Source organism: Cohnella sp. LGH, assembly GCF_017671885.1.
Taxonomy (GTDB): Bacteria; Bacillota; Bacilli; order Paenibacillales; family Paenibacillaceae; genus Cohnella; species Cohnella phaseoli.
On the sequence record NZ_CP072117.1, the window covers coordinates 5780308 to 5800615 of the forward strand.

General features: G+C 50.8%; 10 protein-coding genes and 1 pseudogene. 2 read left to right on the forward strand and 9 right to left on the reverse strand.

The features are described 5' to 3' along the window. Positions 1 to 52: 52 nt before the first annotated feature. Positions 53 to 7816: an InlB B-repeat-containing protein gene (locus J4772_RS24390; protein WP_209071777.1), complete on the reverse strand. Its 7764-nt coding sequence runs from the start codon at positions 7814 to 7816 to the stop codon at positions 53 to 55. Positions 7817 to 8165: 349 nt separating this feature from the next. On the opposite strand from J4772_RS24390, the gene J4772_RS24395 reads away from it, so the two are divergent. Beyond that, entirely contained in the window at positions 8166 to 11138 is a 2973-nt protein-coding gene (locus tag J4772_RS24395; RefSeq protein WP_209071778.1) for an ATP-binding protein, read from the forward strand. A 44-nt stretch (positions 11139 to 11182) separates the two neighbouring features. Here the strand turns inward: J4772_RS24395 and J4772_RS24400 are convergent, their stop codons facing one another. From J4772_RS24400 to J4772_RS24430, 7 genes and pseudogenes are all read right to left on the reverse strand, one after another. Next, positions 11183 to 13186: a YjhG/YagF family D-xylonate dehydratase gene (locus J4772_RS24400; RefSeq protein ID WP_371822735.1), complete on the reverse strand. Its 2004-nt coding sequence runs from the start codon at positions 13184 to 13186 to the stop codon at positions 11183 to 11185. Between the two features lie 19 nt (positions 13187 to 13205). Beyond that, complete coding sequence (gene gucD, locus J4772_RS24405) at positions 13206 to 14669, reverse strand: alpha-ketoglutaric semialdehyde dehydrogenase GucD (protein WP_209071779.1); 1464 nt, start codon at positions 14667 to 14669, stop codon at positions 13206 to 13208. 31 nt (positions 14670 to 14700) lie between these two features. Next, a complete protein-coding gene (locus J4772_RS24410) occupies positions 14701 to 15576 on the reverse strand; it encodes a fumarylacetoacetate hydrolase family protein (protein WP_209071780.1) in 876 nt (291 codons plus the stop codon). Positions 15577 to 15667: 91 nt separating this feature from the next. Continuing rightward, positions 15668 to 16426, reverse strand: coding sequence for an IclR family transcriptional regulator (locus J4772_RS24415; RefSeq protein ID WP_209071781.1), 759 nt, complete (start codon positions 16424 to 16426; stop codon positions 15668 to 15670). Positions 16427 to 16536: 110 nt separating this feature from the next. Further along, entirely contained in the window at positions 16537 to 17043 is a 507-nt protein-coding gene (locus J4772_RS24420; protein ID WP_209071782.1) for a DinB family protein, read from the reverse strand. A gap of 457 nt (positions 17044 to 17500) precedes the next feature. Further along, positions 17501 to 17704 (reverse strand): annotated as a pseudogene (locus J4772_RS24425) (RidA family protein); the annotation flags it as partial. Positions 17705 to 17856: 152 nt separating this feature from the next. Continuing rightward, positions 17857 to 18795 carry a LysR family transcriptional regulator gene (locus J4772_RS24430; RefSeq protein ID WP_209071783.1) on the reverse strand — a complete coding sequence of 313 codons (939 nt, stop codon included), beginning with the start codon at positions 18793 to 18795 and terminating at the stop codon, positions 17857 to 17859. Between the two features lie 119 nt (positions 18796 to 18914). Here J4772_RS24430 and J4772_RS24435 point away from each other — a divergent pair, with 119 nt between their 5' ends. Next, a complete protein-coding gene (locus J4772_RS24435; RefSeq protein WP_209071784.1) occupies positions 18915 to 19652 on the forward strand; it encodes an SDR family NAD(P)-dependent oxidoreductase in 738 nt (245 codons plus the stop codon). A 47-nt stretch (positions 19653 to 19699) separates the two neighbouring features. On the opposite strand, the gene J4772_RS24440 is transcribed toward J4772_RS24435, so the two are convergent. Further along, positions 19700 to 20305: a hypothetical protein gene (locus tag J4772_RS24440; protein WP_209071785.1), complete on the reverse strand. Its 606-nt coding sequence runs from the start codon at positions 20303 to 20305 to the stop codon at positions 19700 to 19702. Positions 20306 to 20308: the final 3 nt, after the last annotated feature.

The following is a 20308-nucleotide window of genomic DNA, read 5'->3' on the forward strand; positions in this document are numbered from 1 at the left end:
CCGATGGGAGCAGGCTGTTCTGCCGTTCTGTGCCGGCGAAGATGACTGAAGATTACGGAGAGACGGACTGCCCCTGCGGATCATACTTCAATACGGTCACTGCGCTTGGGGCGGTTTCGCCGTTTTGGTTGTGCGTATAGATGACATACATATTGTCGTTGTTGTCGATCGCAAGCTGTGCGTCCCGGAGATTACTCACAGAGAAGCCACTATTGCCTACATAGCTCCACTCTTCCTCGTCGTATTTAACTACGCTCAACTTGCCGCCCGTGAGCGCATCCTGATACAGAACATAAGGGGCGCCCAATCCGTCGAAGGCGATATTGATCCTGGTTGTGAAGAACCCTAGGCCAGATGTCGTCCAACCGATCTTGAATGCGCCGGGATCACCGACAAGCTGCCAGGTTTCGTTAACAGAATCATATCTCTTCACAATAAATTCAGACGTTGGATCTCCTGCAGCGCTCTGATCTCTGTAAACGACATAAGGTGTGCCGTCCGGAGCAAGCGCAAACGATGCTATGTCCGTATTGTCTGTGCCGAGCGTCCTCCACCCGTTTGCTTCGTACTTCATCACAATCCACTGCATACCTTCTCTGGAGTCGTTAGGGTTTTTATCGTATAGATGGAATAGATAGGGCGTATCGTTCCGATCGAACGCGATGGTCGGGCGCTTGCTAGCCAGCTTTAACGTTTCGCCGCCGCTTACATCTCGCCAATCCCCTTGCTCTCCCCCATTGCCTTCCTCATACTTCACTACAATTAATGGATCCGCGTTCATCACCCAGCCGCTATGAGCCAAATAAGGAGTGTTCCCGTTGTCTAACGCAATGGTTGCATAGGTGAAAGGAAACGCCCTGCTGCCTACACGTTCCCATTTGCTGCCTTTATATTTATCCACCACTAACGCATCTTCACCGCTTGAATTTTTTCCCTGTGAAACAAGATAAGGAACATCGGCGCGATCCAGCGCGAACGCGTAATTAGAAGAGGTCCTGTCGAGAGGAGTACCCTCGGCGTTCCTCCACGCGCCTTGCTCGTATTTCTTCACGACAATTTGTGTCGGTCGGCCAGGTGCGCCATATGGGTCAGTCACATAAGTGACATAAGGAGTGCCCCGACTGTCGAATACGAGTCTTGATACATAACCTGATCCAACTATGTCACCTACTTGCTGCCACGCGGACTGCGTCCACTTCGCGTACAGCGTAATATCCGTCGTCACCGCAGTCGCGAAGTCATAGGCAGTCGTCCCGGCGAGATCGATGTACCAGCCCTCAAAAGTATGACCGGCCCGAACCGGCGCATTAGGAGCCGTCGCCGTGCCGCCAACACTCACCGTCTGGCTCGTCACCGCCGTCCCGCCGTTGCTGTTGAAGCTTACCGTGTAGCTATTCAATGTCCACTTCGCGTACAACCTGACATACCCCGTCACCGGCGCTGTGAAGCTGTAGCCATCCGTCAAACCGCTGTTGCTGAACCAACCGCCGAACGTATAGCCGCTCTTCGTCGGTGTGGCAGGCATCGTTGCCGTGCCGCCATATTCTACCTGCTGGTCAGCCACACTCGACCCGCCGTCACTGTTGAAGCTGACGGTATAAACTGCAGTCCACTTGGCAAATAGCGTACGGTTTGCCGTCACCACTGTCGCAAAATCGTAGGCTGTGTTCAGAGCGGCAGTTGTGTACCAGCCTTTGAACGCATAGCCTGCGCGCGTCGGAGCGACTGGCGCTACAGCCGTATATCCATGATTTACTTGTTGGGAATCCACGCTCGATCCGCCATTGCTAACGAAGCTCACCCAGTAACTATTTATCGTCCACTTCGCGTACAGCATGAGGTCGCCCGTCACCGCTGCGGTGAAGCCGTAAGCGTCGGTCAAGCCGCTATTGCTATACCAGCCGTCGAATGTATAACCGACTCTCGTCGGCGCGGTAGGCGCCACAGCCACTGCGCCTTCTTCCACCGTCTGGTCAGCCACCGCCGTGCCGCCTTTACTGTCGAAGCTCAAAGTGTAGCGGTTTTTCTGAACAATCGACCACTTCGCATATAGTGTGAGGTTAGCCGTCACCACCGCTGTCGTGAAGTCATAAGCGTTCATCAAGGCGCTTTCTCTGTACCAGCCGCTGAATACATAACCTTCCAGCGTTGGCGCGACTGGCGCCGTAGCTTGGGCGCCCTCGTTCACTGTCTGGCTTGTCACAGCCGACCCGCCCTTGCTATCGAAGCTTACCGTGTAGCGATGCAGCCACTTCGCGTACAACGTCACGTCCGCCGTCACTACCGCTGACGTGAAGTCGTAAGCCGTTGTCAGGCTCCTGTCGCTGTACCAACCGGCGAATGCCATGCCGTCCTGCGTCGGCGCATCCGGCAAGCTTGCCTTGAAGCCATATCCGATCGTCTGAGCATTCACCGTCGACCCGCCGCCACTATCGAAGCTCACCGTGTAGCTGTTCAGCGTCCACTGAGCGGTGAGCGTAACATTGTCCGAAGGCATTGTTGCCGGAGGGGCAGGCGACCATCCCGCGAACGTATGCCCCTGCCAGGCCGGATCGCCCAAATGTAACGATGTCGTTGCCCCATACGGCACGTTAACAGTTTGTGTCGCGATACCGGCTCCATTGTAATCCAGCGTCATCGCGTAATTATTGCGCTTATAGTACACCTTCAGAACCGTCGTGCCATCGCCCTTGATTACGGCCGCCTGTAACGTTCCCGGCACGCTGTGGTCGATCGTAAAGCCCGCATAGGATTTGAGCGTTACAGTTGTCGTATCGGCCATCGCACCAGTCGTCCCGCGATACGATTCCGTATCCGCAACCGTATACGTGTCGCTTCCGATATTTTGCAGCAAATAGACGACTTGGTAAGGCGTGTCCGCTCTCGCTGTCCACTTCGCGGTATAGGCGGTGTCCGCATTCGGCATCGTGCCCGGAACTTCCGGCGACCAGCCGGAGAACGTATACCCTTGCCTTGTCGGCTGCGGAATCCGTGCGGCGATGTTCTTGCCGACCAGTTCTGTGAACGTACTGCCAGGAGCGCCCGCATAGCCCAGATCGAACGTCATCTTGCGATTCGCCGGGTAGTAATACAGCTTGGCAACCGTCGAGCCGTCACCCTTGATTAACACACCGCTTAATGTGCTGCTCATATAGCCCTGACCCTCGTACTTGTTCGAGTTGATCCGGATCTCCGTATCGGTTGTTCCGGTCTTCGATTCCGTATATTCGGGAGTTGTCGCTGTTCGGGTGTTCGCGTCGATCAAATAATGTTGAACCGTATACGGCGTATCCGTGTTCGCCGTCCAATGCGCGTACAGCGTGACATCCTCCGCCGGCATGCGGCTCGGAATTGTCACCTGCGCGCCGCCGGAAGCAGCCGTATACCAGCCGTCAAACGTGTATCCCGCATATATCGGGGTTGCCGCGTTAACCACCGCGTTGTACGCGGCAGTGACCACCTGCGTCGCTTTGCCATTCTGTGGATGCAATTGCAGCGTATAGTCGCCCTTCCTGGCGAGATAGGTGAGCGGAATTACGCGCTGGAGCGGCTCGGACGTGAAGGACAGCGGCGCCCCCTTCCAGGTGATCACCAGATTGCCCTCGCTCACCGGATTGTTCTTGTTCACCACTTCGATCTTCTGGGTATACCTGTCATATCTGAAACTCGGATTATCGACCTGAATATCGAATCTTGAAGGGTCATACGTCTGGGTATCCGTCTCACCCGTCTTCAAATCGAATATGCTCATCGTGAGCCATGACTTGGGCACAAACGTATAGGTGGCGGAGCCTGACAAAGTGACTCCGAGTTTATCATCCTGCGGATAGGCGAAATCATCGACGTTCAGTTGCTCCCCTACCGAGTACAGCGGCCATGTGTTGTTGTAGATCGGCACGCTGGTCGAGAGCAATCCATCGCCCAGTGAGGCGCCTATTGCACTTTCCAGATAGATACCCATCTCCACAAACAGGGCGCCCAAAGATTTAGTGGATCGCACGCCATCCACATTTTTTAGTTGATAGTAAAAATATCCCCATAAGTTCACATAGGCTCCAGGTTCAACCGAAATCCCGATGCTATTGAGCTTAACGCTGCCAATTCCCGCTTTCAGCTCCAGTTGAATGCCCGCCCGCAATCCGATCGTCCCCATGACATAGAACGTAAACTGGTAATTGCCGTCGCCTGGCAAGCTTACGGTACTGCTCGTGGCTGTGAAACTAAGCACGCGCACGGTAGCGGAGAAGCGCTTGGCCGTCGTGTAGTTGAAATCAGCCCCGATCGTCAGGTTCACTTTGGCGCTGACCACGAACTCTGCTGAGAAGTTGACTTCAATGAGGCCAAAAACCACACGCACGCTCTGCTCAAAGAGCTTCTTCTTGATTAACGGCACCCACTCGGTGTCGTCCTCCAACATCTCTTTATATTGTTCCTTCAGTGCCGCTATGTCTACGGACGCATCTTGCACGCCGTCGAGCAGCGCTTGAATCTCTGTCGCAATGTCGCGCATCTTGCCTAGCTTGCCGTCGTAAAGTGCTTTATCCCAGTCGTCCAGCACATCCTGTAGCTTATCATGTTCGACGGTAGCGATCTTAGCCGTAATGTTGAGCCCTGTATAGCTATAGGCATCCAGATTGGCGGTGATCCGATAATCGCGCGGGTAAGGCACGCAGAGAATCCACACGCAGGCCTCTCCCCATTCCGTCCCCCCATTGACGCCGAGATTCAAACTGATCTCCTGAAGAAACGTGCCGGTCATATGAATGACGAGGTCGCTCTCTTCGTGGATCCGAATGACAATATCGGCTCCGACTTGAAGCGAAGCGCTGACTCCGGAAGTTTGTCCGGAAATATTCTTCACTTTCGTACTAAGTGAAGCGACGACGGTCAGATTCTCTACTTTTACTTTACCCACGGCTTTGGCCGATAGCATATTCACTTCCATCAGCGTCTTGAAGGCATCTGTCTCCGTGGCCAGAGTAGAGAGATAGTCCGCGGCTTGATCGACGAATCCGCTAGCGAGCGCTTGCTGCTCAATTTGATCCTCAAGCTGGGCGATCTCCTCATCCGACAGCAGCGTATCGCCATCAATCGCTTGCTGCTGATAGATGTCGAAAGTATGCTTGATCTCTTCTTCCGTGGCATAGTCATATGTAATAACGTCCATCTCCGCTGCGGGCGTAATCGACGTAATACGTCCATAACCGATTACTCTGGAGGCATCTTCGACTTTTGCACCCTCATAGAAAGCGATAAAATCCCCCACATCAACGGTAGTAAGCTCGCTCAAGCCGAGTGGCGCATACCCACTGTCGCTGTAGTTCATCGCGGTGTGCGCTACCGTGATGGAACGGTTGTTCGGATCTCCGTCCGTGTCCGCTTCTACGCTCACAGGAAGCACATCCGGCTTGAACAACACTTGCTTGACATCCGCGTGATCATAGGTGTAGGTCGTACCGTTCACCGCTGTAATCTGGACGTAGGCGACAGCGCCGTCGGCGGCGCCGGTTGTGCCTACCGTGCGCAAGTCGGGACGAACCCCTTCATAGATGGCAACGGTATCGCCAACTTGAATCGTCACAGCGCTTCCGGTATACGTGAACGTTCCGCTGCCCGCATTCGCTGCGGCCAGACCGCTTTCGCTGCCGCCCACCGTTGTCGTGACTACCGGAATGGCGGGCGAACCGACTTCCGCGCCATCGAGCATCATATTCGTGACATCTGCGAAGGGCAGATAGATCAAATTCGGATTGAGCGGAATTTTCATGACTGCTTGTTTGGCAACGCTGAACACATAGATGCTCGTCGTCGCATCTTGACCTTGGAAAGACAGATTGTCGTCCGTCAACGTCAGTTGATAGGTATTGCCTTCTGTGAACAGACTGTCTTCGGCTGCGGACGCTACCGTGAAGAGACCGTTCCCGCCGGTGACGGTAATCCCCGCGAAATCAGGGTCAGAGGTATCCTCGAACGTTATACGCTCTTGCACATCGAGTGCCGTCAGGCTGCCGCTCGCATCGTTGACAGCGATCGTGAAGCTCGGCGCCACATTCAGCACCGAGTAGCTGGGAATGCTCTGTATGGCTTTACTCACACTATCGATATACTTCGCATACAACTTCGTATCCTCGGTAACGCTACTTCCCTCCGCGAAGATCAGCGACAAATCGCTGTCCCTGAACCATCCTTGGAAGATATACCCCTCTTTCGCCGGGGCAGGCAGTTTACTCAGCGCTTCCCCTTCTCGTACCGTTTGGGCAGCTACCGCCGAGCCTCCTTTACTGTCAAAGCTCACTGTGTAGTGGGCAAGCCACTTGGCATACAACGTAATGTTGCCCGTAACCGCTGCCGTAAAACCGTAGTAGCTTGTCAAGTTGCTATCGCTGTACCAGCCGCCGAACGTATAACCTGCCCGCGTTGGGGCGTCGGGTGCCGCAGCCACGGCGCCTTCTTCCACCGACTGGTCAACCACTCCCGTACCACCGTTGCTGATGAACTTTACCGTATAGCTATTTTTTTTGTCAATCGACCATTTGGCATACAAAGTGATATTACCCTTCACCACAGCTGTGGTGAAGTCGTATGCGATCGTCAAGTCGCTATCACTGTACCAGCCGCTGAACACATAACCGTTCTTCGTCGGTGCGCTAGGTGCCGCAACCTTAGCGCCTTCGTTCACCGTCTGATCAGCTACCGCCGACCCGCCGTTACTATCGAAGCTCATCGTGTAGCGGGCAAGCCACTTCGCGTACAACGTAATGTTATCCGTCACCGTTGTAGTGAAGCTATAGGCATTTCTCAATATGCTGTCGCTGTACCACCCGCCGAACGTGTAACCTGTCTTTGTCGGTACTTCAGGTTCCACAGCCTTGGAGCCATATTTCACCGTCTGGCTAGTAACCGCAGTACCTCCGTTGCTCTCGAACGTAATTAAATGCTGAGAGTTATTGATATTGCCGCCACTTCCGCCGCTGCCTGAGCCACCACCGCCCCCGCCGGGTCCGGATGTCGGCATCGGTGTCGGTGTCGGTGTCGGCATCGGTGTCGGCGTCGGCGTCGGTGCTGTTGGATTCTGATTTTTCCACACCTCCACAATCGCGTTGTTGCGCATGAAGAAAACAGCCGCTTCCGCACGAGTCGCCTGTTGATGTGGATTGAAATTGCCATTGCTATCCCCGTCGAACACCCCCGCTTGCCACAGCTTCACAACTGCATCCGCCGCCCAAGAAGACACGTTCGCGAGATCGCCTGGCTGCGTAGTTACGGGATTGCCAGTTAGATAGGGAATCCGATAGCTTTCAAAGTAGCGCAAAGTCAGCGCCGCCATCTGCTCCCGGGACACGGTTGCATCCGGAGAGAAATTGCGAGCTCCCGTGCCGGAAGTAATCCCCTTCTTAACCGCCCACGCGACATAGGGCGCATACCAAATGCCCTCCGGCACGTCGGCAAAGCTCGTGGTGGAATACTCGCTTACATCCACGCCGGCCATTCGTCCAAGCGCCGTCACATACATGGCGCGCGTCATCGTTCCCTTGGGCGAGAAGAGACCGCCGCCCGTTCCGCTGAATATACCATTCTTCCGGACATAGGCGGCCGCTTCGTAGAACCAGTCCGTTGGTCTCACATCCTGGAATCCGCTTGGTTCTACCGCTGCCACCTGCTGCATCAGCAGCTCGGGCTCTATCGCCCGCTGTACTGGGAGTTCGGCCCCTGCCGCCTGCTGTACAGGCAGTACGGTCACGATCATGCTGACGATCAGCATCCACGCCAGAAGCCGTGATTTCGACGTCCATCCCCATTTTTTTGCCTTCTTCACACTTGTTCATCCCTTCTCATAGCTGGATATAGGAAAAATGATGTCGATTTTTCTCCTCTATTCTAGCAGGGCAGTTGGGACAACTTGTGAATTACAAAGAAAACTTTAAACTCGCTCTTGCAGTACAGGTAATGCGGCTCTTAAAGTTTTTACGAGTTATTGACGATACTATTGAGAGATAGCCCATACCGCAGTACCCCTATTGAAAGGAATTGGCTGTGTGAAAAATAGAAAGTTTCTCTCTCTAATTCTAATCGCTATCACTCTCTTGACGACGTACTTTGTTCTTCATTCCTTTCGCATATTCGAATCCAATAATACATTCACGGCGAACAACGGCGTTCTTTCGTTGGAGCATTGGGATCGTCAGAATGAACTTGAGCTTGATGGAGAATGGGACTTCTATCCGGAACAATTAATCGCCCCAAACCCGGACGAGGATGTTTTTGATCGTTATAAGACTCAACGCCAATCCATACCCGTACCCGCAGCATGGAATCGCTATAAATCCGAGAAGGCAGCTCCATACGGGACAGGCACGTATCGCTTGCTTATCCATGTTCCGGAAGATGACCTGTATGGCGTCAAGCTGAATACGATTCGCAATGCTAATAGAGTGTTTATAAACGGGCAGGAGCTTGGCTCGGCAGGCGTTCCTTCCCAAAGAGCCGAAGAATATCGCTTCGATTACAAAAAGTATGTCGTGCTGGGAAACAGTAAAAACAAACAAATAGAGCTTGTTATCCTCGTTGCCAATTATGACTATGCTGTTGGCGGGATTGTCAGTTCGATCGATTTCGGTCTAGCCGATCAAATATTAACCAAACAAGGACGCGTAAAATTCACGGAAGCCTTTCTCATTTCCGGTTATCTGCTGTTTTCGTTTATATACTTTACGGCCTATTTACAACACAAACGGAGATTTCGGTATGAGCTCTATTTCAGTCTATTCTGTTTAGCGCAGGCTTTACACATATCGACGATAAATGAAAGGTGGATCTACTTACTGTTTCCGGAGTTAGGCCCCTCTTCTCAACTAGTAATACAAGCCATCTCACTCACGCTTTTCGTATTGTTTTTCCTATTGTTTGTGTATCATTTCTTCAACAGGACCGCCAGCAGAAGGATCGTCGCCGCATTAAGCGCAATGCTTGGAATTCAGGCCTTGGCTGTATTTACGTTAAGCATGACGATCGATCTAATGGTAAACGTTTCATTTACGCTCATTCAACTCATTGTTTCAGGGACTACCGCTATCGGTTACGTGTATATTTTTATCATGCTGCTGAAAGCCTACAGGCAAAAAACGGATGAGTCCAACTATGTGCTGATCGTTGTTTATACTTTTGGTCTTTATGGTATCCTGCTTCTCATTGTCCTGCTATTTGAGGTGGATATCGAAATACCGTCATTTCTTTTATTCTTAATTATGGTGATGAGTTTGGCGCTATTACTGAGTCACCGTTCTCAGCAGGCGTATAATAAAGTAGAGGAAATGTCGAACGAATTGCTTGAATTCGACCGCATGAAGGATGAATTTCTGGTCAAAACCTCACATGAGCTTGGCACTCCGCTCCATGGGATTATGAATCTTTCACAATCGCTGCTGGAGGGGGTAGAGGGACCTTTGAAAAGGAAACAGCAAGAAAGCGCAATATTAATACACTCGGTTAGCAGAAGATTGGCAGGGTTGGTTAAGGATCTTTCATTCATTTCTAAAATAAAGCGAGGCGAGGTTTCTTTTACAGCCAAACCGATCGATATCCGAATGGTTGAAGAAGTGCTCGCTGAGATTGCCTATGTCATGCCCCCCTCTCCGTCTGTTCAAATCATCAATAAGATCCCGGCAAATTTGCCGCTTGTTTACACGGATGAGCAGAAGCTAAAGCAAGTTTTCTTTAATCTGATCTACAATGCGTTTAAATTCACCAAACAGGGAACGATCGCGATCTCAGCTCGAATCCTGGAGGAAGAGGCGCACATATCGGTTGAGGATACGGGTCCGGGCATTGCTGCAGAGCACCACGACCTCATCTTTACAACCTTCTATCAAGTTGATAGCAGCCGTGCCAGGGAATCGGAAGGACTGGGTCTGGGATTAAGCATTACCAAGAAAATTGTGGAGAGTGCAGGCGGGCGTATTTGGGTAACTTCCGAAATAGGTAAGGGCTCTTGCTTCACCTTCACAGTCCCGCTGGCTACTAACGAGCAACTAATGGGACATAAGGAAATAAGCAACTTCGTAGCGAACGAACAAGCTGCGACTGCCCAAGGGTTAGATCGTGAGTTGAAGCTGTCGCAGCCTGCCCTGTCTACAAGAGTGGAAGGATCAAAACCGTATACCCTATTAGTTGTAGATGACGAGCCTGCCAACCTGAAGGCGCTTATTAATATGCTTCATTCGCTTCATTATAGTGTAATTGCAGTAGGCAGCGGGCAGGAAGCACTCGACATCATTGAATCGGAACAGGTGGATCTATTGGTTTTAGATTTGATGATGCCCCATATGACGGGATATGAGGTCTGCCAAACGATAAGACAGAAGCTGGACTTGGTGGATTTGCCTATTATCATATTAACAGCAGCCGGACAGTTGTCCGACTTAGTGATATCCTTCCAATTAGGGGCCAACGATTACTTGCAAAAGCCTGTTAATTTGAAGGAATTAGAGATGCGAATCGAGTCGTTGCTATTAATGAAAAAATCAGCGCACGATGCTGTAGAGCATGAACTCAGCTACTTTTACGCTCAGATTACACCGCATTTCTTGTACAACACACTCAATTCGATTATTGCGCTAAGCTGGTCTGACCAGGAAAAAACCCAAACGGCATTAGAGCATCTCTCTACCTATTTCCGGGGAAAGCTGGATTACCAAAAGCAGCGCTCGCTTGTCCCTTTGGAGGAAGAAATACAATTAGTGAAAGCTTACTTGGCGATCGAACAAATGCGCTTTGAAGAAAGACTTCGAATCGAATATAACATTGATGAAACCATTCACACCTTTATCCCGGCACTGACCCTTCAGCCGCTAGTGGAAAACGCTGTGCGTCACGGGATAACCAAAAGAAACGATGGCGGAACGCTGCGTCTTACGATCGAGCGGGAGCAGCAGCAAATCAGAATCACGATAGAAGATGACGGGATCGGAATTCCACCGGAAAAGCAGCAAGAGCTATTGCGTGGGCGTAACGAGCGATTAGGCTTTACTAATCCATTTAGAAAGCTTGCGCTAGTTAAAGGAACTCGATTTCAATTGAATAGCGAGATGGGCAAAGGGACAACCATCATTATTCATATGCATGAGATCAAAGACAATTGAATGAGCGATCGCTAAAATTGGGGGCCCCCAAGATTAAAATATCATCAATTCATAATCTGTCGACCTTCCGCCGTGTTCATTCCGGCTTCCAGCAGCTTGACAATCCGATCTACGTCATAGACGCATCCCCGCCAAGTGCCGCCGCTCGCTGCTTGCAGCGCTGCCCACAGTCGCGTATCGTCGGGAAGTTCAGGGTCTTTCGCAAGATCGGGATGAGGCATTCTGGAAGCTAATATTTTCGTTCCGGCTTGCGAATCCTCCGGTTCCTCGCCGCAGCCCATCATCTCGATATGCCCCTCTAAGCGATGCAAATCGATACGAATATCGATCCAATCGCCGTTGCGAAGCTTGCCGACAGGTCCGCCAGCCAAGGCTTCGGGCCCAATATGACCAATACAAGCGCCGGTTGATACTCCCGAGAAGCGAGCGTCCGTAAGCAGCGATACATCCTTGCCAAAGGGCAGATGCTTAAGCGCTGAAGTCAGCTGATAGGTTTCTTCCATCCCGGTACCCGATGGGCCGCGTCCAATGAGTACCATAATATCTCCGGCAACGATGCCTTTGTTCTTAATCGCATGAATTGCCGCGCGTTCGGTCGTGAACACCTTCGCCCTGCCAACGTGGCGATAGACGCCATCGCCGTCAACCCTTGACGGATCAATAGCGGTCGATTTAATGACAGAGCCCTCGGGACTAATATTTCCGGTCGGGAAGGTCACTGTAGAGCTCAATCCCGCTTGTTGGGCACGTTCCGGACTGAAGATCACGCGATCGGGGTCAATTCCTTCGTTCTCGTGCAAGTGCCGGCGCATACGGTAACGTCGTTCCGACGATTCCCACCAATCCAGCGTCTCGCCGATCGTATTGCCCGTTACCGTAAGCGATTTCTCATCCAATACGCCAAGCTTACGCATATGCAGCATAACCTCGGGCACGCCGCCGGCAAGGAAAGCTCTTACGGTCGGGTGGTGCTCGGGTCCATTAGGAAGAACGCTAACCAATCGCGGTACAGAGCGGTTCATGGCCGCCCAATCCGCGACCGTAGGGATGGAAAGCCCGGCCGCATGGGCGATCGCAGGAACATGGAGGAGCAGATTGGTAGAGCCGCCGAAGGCCGCGTGAACGGCCATCGCATTACGAATGGCGCGATCCGTGACGATCATGCCTGACGTCAGTCCGATTTCCGCCATTTTGAGCGCAGCTCTCGCCGATTGTCTTGCCATCTCCTCCCACACCGGCTGTCCTGACGGCGCCAGTGCCGCATGAGGTACGGTCATTCCGAGAGCCTCCGCAATAACCTGTGCCGTCCCCGCCGTCCCCAGAAACTGACAGCCTCCGCCTGGCGTTGCGCAAGCGCGGCAGCCAAGTTCAGCCGCTTCCTCCAGAGATAGTTCACCGTTCGTATATCTCGCGCCAATCGTTTGAATCTTGCCGGCATCCTCGCCATGGGTCGGCGGAAGGGTAACGCCGCCTGGAACGATTACGCCTGGAAGCTTGCTCATCCCTGCCAGAGCCAGCATCATGGACGGCAATCCCTTGTCGCAGGTTCCTACACCCAGAACAGCCGAACGTTGCGGCAGGGAACGAATAAGACGCCTTAATACCATTGCGGCATCATTCCGGAACGGCAATGAATCGAACATACCTGTCGTCCCTTGAGAACGACCATCGCAAGGATCGCTTACGAAGCCCGCGAAGGGCACTCCGCCGCGGGTCGCGATTTCTTCGGCCGCGGCTTTCATCAAGATTCCAACTTCCCAATGGCCCGTATGATACCCGAGCGCGACGGGGCGACCGTCTTCCTCTCGAATTCCGCCCTGAGTTCCAAGGATGAGGATTTGCTTCCCTAGAAGCTTCGCGGGATTCCATCCCATGCCGACATTCTGCGTCAAACCGAATAGATCCCCGCTAGGCGAATGGCGCAGCATATCCGGGGTAAGCGGCAATGAGCCGCCTGGCCCCGGAGCGTGTGTATTGATATCAAAGTAAGAATCGATGTCCATCCCCATAATCGTTTCGAAACCCGAATTTGTGCTTCCCCCATCCATTCCCTATGTCGTCCTTTCGTTACGGCTTAATGAATACGGTTTTAATCGAAGTATAGAATTCAATGGCTGCCTGGCCTTGCTCTCTCGAATGCGAGCTGGACTGCTTCATGCCGCCGAACGGCGCTTGAAGTTCAACACCGGCTGTTTCTGCGTTAACACGGACAAGACCTGCTTCCACTTCTTGAACGAACTGCAAAGCGTTGCCGATATTGCGAGTATAAATTGATGCGCTAAGACCGTATTTGGTATCGTTCGCCAGTTCTATCGCTTCTTGCATATCGTTCACTTCGATTAAGGTAAGCACAGGTCCGAATATCTCTTCCTGAGCAATCGACATTGTCGAAGTCACTTTATCAAATATCGCAGGAGTCACATAGAAGCCATCGGATAAATCGCTATCCGTAGGACGTGTGCCCCCGTACAGCAATACCGCCCCTTCTTCTACACCTTTGCGGATATAAGAGAGCACCGTTTCCATTTGCTTTTCATTCGCGCACGGACCCAGCCACGTTTGTCCATTCAATCCATTCCCAACCTTTAGTTCGGCAACCTTCTGAACCAGCTTCGACTTGAACTCCTCGTATACGTCCTTCACCACGATGACTCGGCTGGTCGCCGTACATTTCTGCCCCGTAGAACGAAGACCTCCGCTAATCGTCGCTTCAACCGCCAGGTCGACGTCCGCATCCGCCGCAATAATGATCGGATTTTTCCCGCCCATCTCAAGCTGATACTTAGCTCCGCGCGACAGCGCCGCTTGCCCTACCGCTTGGCCAACCGCATTGGAGCCGGTAAAGGTAACCCCGTTAATATCTGCATGTTCAGCAATCCCTTGCCCAATGACGCTGCCGCTCCCAACGACCATATTCAGCACGCCTGCGGGGAATCCGGCATCGTGGAAGCATTGCATCACTTTTGCGGCCGTGACCGCTGTTTCCGTTGCCGGCTTCCATACGACCGAGTTGCCATAGATGAGCGCAGGGGCCAGCTTCCAGACGGGAATGGCCACCGGGAAATTCCAAGGAGAGATTACCCCTACCGTTCCGAGCGGCGATCTGGTCGTATACAGGAAAGCAGCCGCATCGGAAGAAGGGATAACATCGCCTATTTTACGCATCCCTTCGCCTGCATAATAACGCAAAATGGCTACGCCGCGTGCGGTTTCTCCCTTCGCCTCGGGTAATGTCTTCCCCATTTCCAAGGTCATCGCTTCACCGATCTCATTCGTTCTGCTTTCCATAATATCAGCGGCTTTGAATAACAGATTTCCCCGATCTGTTCCAGCAAGCTTACGCCATGCGAGCCTGACCGCCTTCGCAGCTGCAACGGCATCCTCTAAATCCTGTTTAGACGAATCCGGGATGATCCCTACGATTTCATTCTTATTTGCCGGATTGATACTCTTCTGTGTTCTGCCGCTCTCGGAGTTCCTCCATTCTCCATTAATATAGTTGTCATATACCGGGGGGGGGATATTAGTCATGATAATCGTCCTCTCTTTTATTCATTGCTAATCAGGTCATTACAGCAGTGTTCACTAGAGTTCCAAGGCTAGTGATTTCAATTTCAATCCTATCTCCAGGCGCAAGCGTGAATTGATTCGGCGGAACGATGCATGTTCCCGTAAGAAGAACGGTGCCGTCGAATACGACATTATCCCTGCGCAGGAAGGAAACCAGTTCCTCCAGCTTGCGCTTAAGTTGTCCGGTGCTTGCCGATTCGTCGACGACTTTCTTTCCATCTCTATAGATCCGCAGAGTAATCTGCAACCGATAGGGATCCTGAACCGTTTCGGCCAATCGGATGGTCGGTCCGATCGAGCAGGATTGCTTCCAGACCTTGGCTTGCGGAAGATATAACGGATTCTCCCCTTCAATATCCCGGCAGCTCATATCGTTGCCGATGATGTACCCTACAATATCGCCGCGCTTATTTAATACCAACCCTAGCTCCGGCTCGGGAACTTGCCAGTTCGAGTCGCTTCTTAAGCAAACCGGATCAAGAGGGCCGACCGTTCGCGCCGCCGTAGATTTCAAGAACAATTCCGGCCTCTCCGCATCGTACACTTTGTCGTAGAAGGTCGTTGCATCCATCCGGCCGTCCGTCGCCTCGTAATTTCTTGCTTCCTTGCTGCGCTCATACGTCACTCCGGCCGCCCATACCTCCGGGGCATCCACAGGCGTAAGCAGTTCAAGGCTATCCAACTCCCTGTCCAGCTGACGAGTTGAACGGATTTGATCGTCCACGTCTTCAAGCGGTGTCTTCCCGGCCTTCTCGATTCTTTCAAGGAAGGATAGGAAGTCCGAATCCGCCAACGGGTATACTTTGCCTGCGTCGGTTACGGCTGCCATACAAGATTCCTTGCCATTTCGATATCGTATAATTCTCAATTTTATCACCATTTGTTTTATAATATAAAACTACGTTCTGATTTCAAGAGACAGATCGAACCGCATGAACTCCCATTCGATCTGTCCTGAGCTAGATTAAATAACCCAGTTGCCGGGAAATGCGACTCTTCTCCTCCTGCAGCATTGCGATTAGTCGCTCGAGTTCAAGATCGTCCACATGAGCCACCATCGTGGATACGCTTAACGCCGCGATCACTTTCCCGTTATGGTTATAGATCGGAGCGGCGGCACAGCGAACCCCTGGTTCATTCTCCTCATTGTCAATCGCATAGCCCTGCTTCTTGACTTCCTCCAGCTCTTTCATGAAAGCTTCGATGTTATCGATCGTCTTATCCGTATGCTTGACAAACGTATACCCTGCCATCATCTGCATCTGTTCTTCAATAGGCCGGAAAGCCGCCAATACCTTCCCCACCGCGCTGCTATGCAAGGATACTCTGCGACCAATCCGGGAATAGCGGATGGCAGCCTTCTGCCCCTCTACCTTGTCAATATATATGCCTTCTTTACCGTCCATAATAACCAAATGCGTCGTCTGGCCGGTCTCGGCAGACAAAGCTCTTAGATGAGGTCTCGCGATTTCCCGTATATCAAAATGATTGAGAAGCAATTGCCCTTTCTCTACAAACCTCATCCCAAGGCGGTACTTCCCCGACTCCTCGTCTTGTACGATGTATTGGTGGGCTTGAAGCGTTTTCAACAAAGCATGAACCGTACTCTTATGCAAGTTCATGGCCGAGCTTATTTCAGTCAGCTTATATTCCATACAATGCTCATCGAATAATTCGATAATCTTCATCGCTCTATCCAGTGCTTGAATGATGGGCATATCTTTTCTCTGTCTCCCCTCCTCATTAATGGTTTTATATTATAAAACCATGTTTTGTAATTGTATGCGTCTATGATAGCAGACAATAAATTCGATGTCCATCTCCTTCCTTAGACATCGGACCGGGTTCGAGCGATATTCCCCTCATGGACAATTTGATTCTTATGATGAATGTCATGTTCTATAAATTCGTAGATGATGTAGAGCAAGGAGTAGGGAGTGCCAGTACGCGGGCAATTCTCTACGCCGTTAGCGGTCACATGTTTAGCGGCAACGTCCGGCTCTGTAAGCAGGATCTCTATCAGCTTAAGACGGGTTTGCTTGAATTCGTCGAGCAAACTGTTTTTAGAAATGCCCGAACGGGCATACTCATAAGCCTTTTGGTTGAACGAATCAAAATTCGGAAAGACCATTCCTTCGCCATTTCTAATAGCTGGAATAATCCTATTGATGAGATAGTTATCCCAATTTAGAAGATGCGAGACGATCCCCGCGACGGTTGCTTTCCCTTCTGCGATTGGAGTTAACCAAATGTTATCGTCCAAATCACGTAATGTATCCGTCCACTCTATAAATTCTTTATACCGATGAAGCGTTTCATTGCCTAAGATAATCATATCGTTAGCCTCCCGAATATCAAATCAAAAAGAGAACTTACGTTCTTATATTATTCTATATTCTCCCAAAAATCAAGGAAGATATGGTTTCTTCAAACCTGAAGCGAGCAGCAACGCGATAAATCCGCCGCCTATCAGCCCTAACACAGCCGCATTGGAGCTAACCGCATCCAGTCCTCCGAAGTACATGACTTCGCGAAGGCCGGACGCCGCAAAGCGAAGCGGAGTCCAGGAATAGAGCCAAAAACGGGAACCTTGCGACAACATTTCTGGTGCCATATTCAAAATCGGCATGGAGAAGAACATAAGCATAACAAGAATGCCCAATGCACGAAATCCAATCCAATTGAGCAGCGAGGACTGCAGCGAGAAGAACGTCGAACCCGCGAGCCACAGAAATAGCCATGTTGATCCTTGCAAGGATCATGGTTTGATGAAGTATATGGATCAGGCTCTGTTATACGCTAGCAGCCCATATTTCGATTTCGATTTTAATCTCAGGCAAGCCCAATGCACTTATATAGCCAACTGTCATCGCAGGATATTTATTCCTGAATAAGCTATCCCACTCTGCGTCAAAGAAATCCCAATCGATCTGTTCAGTGGCCCAGATATTCACTTTGATAATATGTTCGCTATTCAAGCTTTCTGATGGAACCATTTGGACACACTTCCCCGTAAAGCATGGCCCCTAGAAAAAAACAGCAATAGAGTATCCGTAACCAGATGATAAGCTTTTACGCGATCTCTTTTTCATCTGCGGACACTCCCCCTCTCTCAAAATGATGAAATTTTCTAGGTCGTTGGGTGTAGTCAAAACGCAAGTGTTTCTATAGGGTTTTCGACACCCGTAGCAGCTTCCGTTTTGTCACTTAGATGTTGTTTAATATATTGATAAAGCTTTTGACTAGCAGATTGCAATGGGTAGACAGATGCTTTGCACAGAACCCCCAAAGTCATATTGATAAGGCTTCCGCTAGTCGTCCTTATTGTTGTTCCACTAGCAGCGGGTACTGCTATAATCTTCGGGATAAATGCGATACCTAACCCGCTCTCCACGAAAAATTTCAAGGCGGTTATACTCCCTACCTCCATTGTATCGATCATCAGGCTTCCCGTTTCCTGCATAACCCTCTCTAGCTTTCTACGATACGGACAGCTCGCTGATGTAAAGAGCAAGCGGAACTCTCCAATATCCTCCGGTGCGAGTACCTCCTTGAGCGCTAACGGGTGGTTTTCAGGCATTATAGCCACGAACTCTTCCTTGAATAAAGATTCAAAATACAGGTCGGTCATTAAATCCGGTGGTGAGCACAGCGCAAAATCAAGATCTCCTCTACGGATTCGCTCGCTCAGTATCGGAGTGCTTGCAATTTCGACGGATATGCGTATGTTCGGATACATCGACATAAATCCCTTTAGAATATTAGGCAAGCGATAACTTGCAGTTGGCTCCGTGACTCCAATGCGAATATCTCCTGCTTCACCCATTTTTATATTCAGCAAGCTCGCTTGTATTTGTTCCATATTCTTCACAATTTGCAAGCTTTGGTCGTGAAATAATTTTCCTGCTTCTGTCAACCGGAACTCTTTCCCATTTCCACGATCGATCAACTGAACGCCCAATTCGGATTCAAGCTTTTGCATCTGCATCGTGACGGTGGATTGCACATAGTTTAATTCTTTGGCCGCACGGACAAAGCTATTATATTTCACTATCAGTTGGAACGTATATAATATTTTTAGATCCACTGCGAACCCCATCTATATTCAAGATATTTGAATATAACATTCATTTCCTTCAATTATACAAAACAAATAGGATAACTTACAATGAAAATGATCCAATTACGGTAAGGAGCGAGTCCGACATGGAAATGAAGAACAAGGTAGTTCTTGTTACGGGCGGCGGCACGGGGATTGGCAAAGCAACAAGTCTCATGTTAGGTAAGCGGGGTGCCATCGTTGCCGTGAATTATTCACGCTCCCGAACCGATGCCGAAGAAACCGTTCGATTGATCAACCATCAAGATGGGCGGGCTATAGCCGTCCAAGCAGATGTATCGCAGGACGAAGAAGTTCGGAACATGACCGACACTATCGTTCAGCAATTCGGAACAATAGATTTACTTGTTAATAATGCCAGTATCACCAGGCATATTCCTATGGACAATCTGGAGGCAGCAACCGGGGAAGTATGGGATGAGTTGTTTGATGTCAATGTGAAAGGCATGTTTTACTGCGCGAGAGCTGTTGCCCCCTTCATGAAGAAACAGAATGGTGCGATCGTCAATCTTGGTAGCATAGCTGGACAAACAGGATTAGGCTCCTCGCTTCCCTATGCCGTGTCCAAAGCAGCCGTTCATGGACTTACGAAATCGTTAGCACGTGCGCTCGCCCCTGATATAAGAGTTAACTGCATCGTACCCGGCGCCGTCGCGACAAGGTGGTGGACTGGGAGGGAAGCGCAAATGAACCGTCTCGCGCCTAATCTTCCTTTACAGCGCATTTCGACACCTGAAGACATCGCTGCAATGATCTGCACGGCCTTGGAACAGGAGGCAATGACCGGTCAGATCATAACAGTGGATAGCGGTCAAACCTTGTAAATCTGGCCTCTCGCCCCAAAGTGTATTCGGCCATAGCAGCCCGTTAGCTACGGCCGACCTTCGGAAACAAAGTCGATAAGCGCGTCTACGGCCTTTTTGCCGCTTTTTGCACGTTGCAAGGCTGTTAACTCCTTGCTCATCGTACTGTCCTTGTTGGAGAGCGTGCCATCGGAGTGTTGAAGAAAGGCCCCCTGCCAACCGGCTTTTACATAATAAGTATCCGGCTCCCCGTCTTCTTGTTTCCCCAGAAACAAAACATAGATTTGTCCGAATTCCAGCACATCTCCGACCGATTTCATCTCTTCGTCGACTCTTCCAATTTGATAGAGCCTGATCTTTTCGAATGATTGTCCTTTTAAAGTTTCTTCCACTTCAACATTCGAGATGACTCCGTATTCCCGTTGCTCGAACACCGATACGGGCTTACCTATTAAAATGACATCGGCGTTTTTCCTCATTTCTTCCAGGCTGTCCGAGTAGTCGCCGTAAGTGGCGTCAATGGCTTGGAAGGAAGGAGCTGATGAAGCCGTTGCCGAATCATTATGAACTGGAAGAGCTGGATTCTGCCATGGTTTCGACCCCTTGTTAGCGAATAAAACAAAGCATCCGATCACAAGAACGGAAAGGGCGATAACGACTGTTTTCTTGGTCATCGT

What these genes read in the sequence shown, in the direction of transcription:
- J4772_RS24400 (WP_371822735.1), bottom strand. Translation starts at nt 13,186, where the DNA reads ATGGATGGGGGAAGCACAAATTCGGGTTTCGAAACGATTATGGGGATG.
- gucD (WP_209071779.1), bottom strand. Translation starts at nt 14,669, where the DNA reads ATGACTAATATCCCCCCCCCGGTATATGACAACTATATTAATGGAGAA.
- J4772_RS24415 (WP_209071781.1), bottom strand. Translation starts at nt 16,426, where the DNA reads ATGCCCATCATTCAAGCACTGGATAGAGCGATGAAGATTATCGAATTA.
- J4772_RS24420 (WP_209071782.1), bottom strand. Translation starts at nt 17,043, where the DNA reads ATGATTATCTTAGGCAATGAAACGCTTCATCGGTATAAAGAATTTATA.
- J4772_RS24435 (WP_209071784.1), top strand. Translation starts at nt 18,915, where the DNA reads ATGGAAATGAAGAACAAGGTAGTTCTTGTTACGGGCGGCGGCACGGGG.
- J4772_RS24440 (WP_209071785.1), bottom strand. Translation starts at nt 20,305, where the DNA reads ATGACCAAGAAAACAGTCGTTATCGCCCTTTCCGTTCTTGTGATCGGA.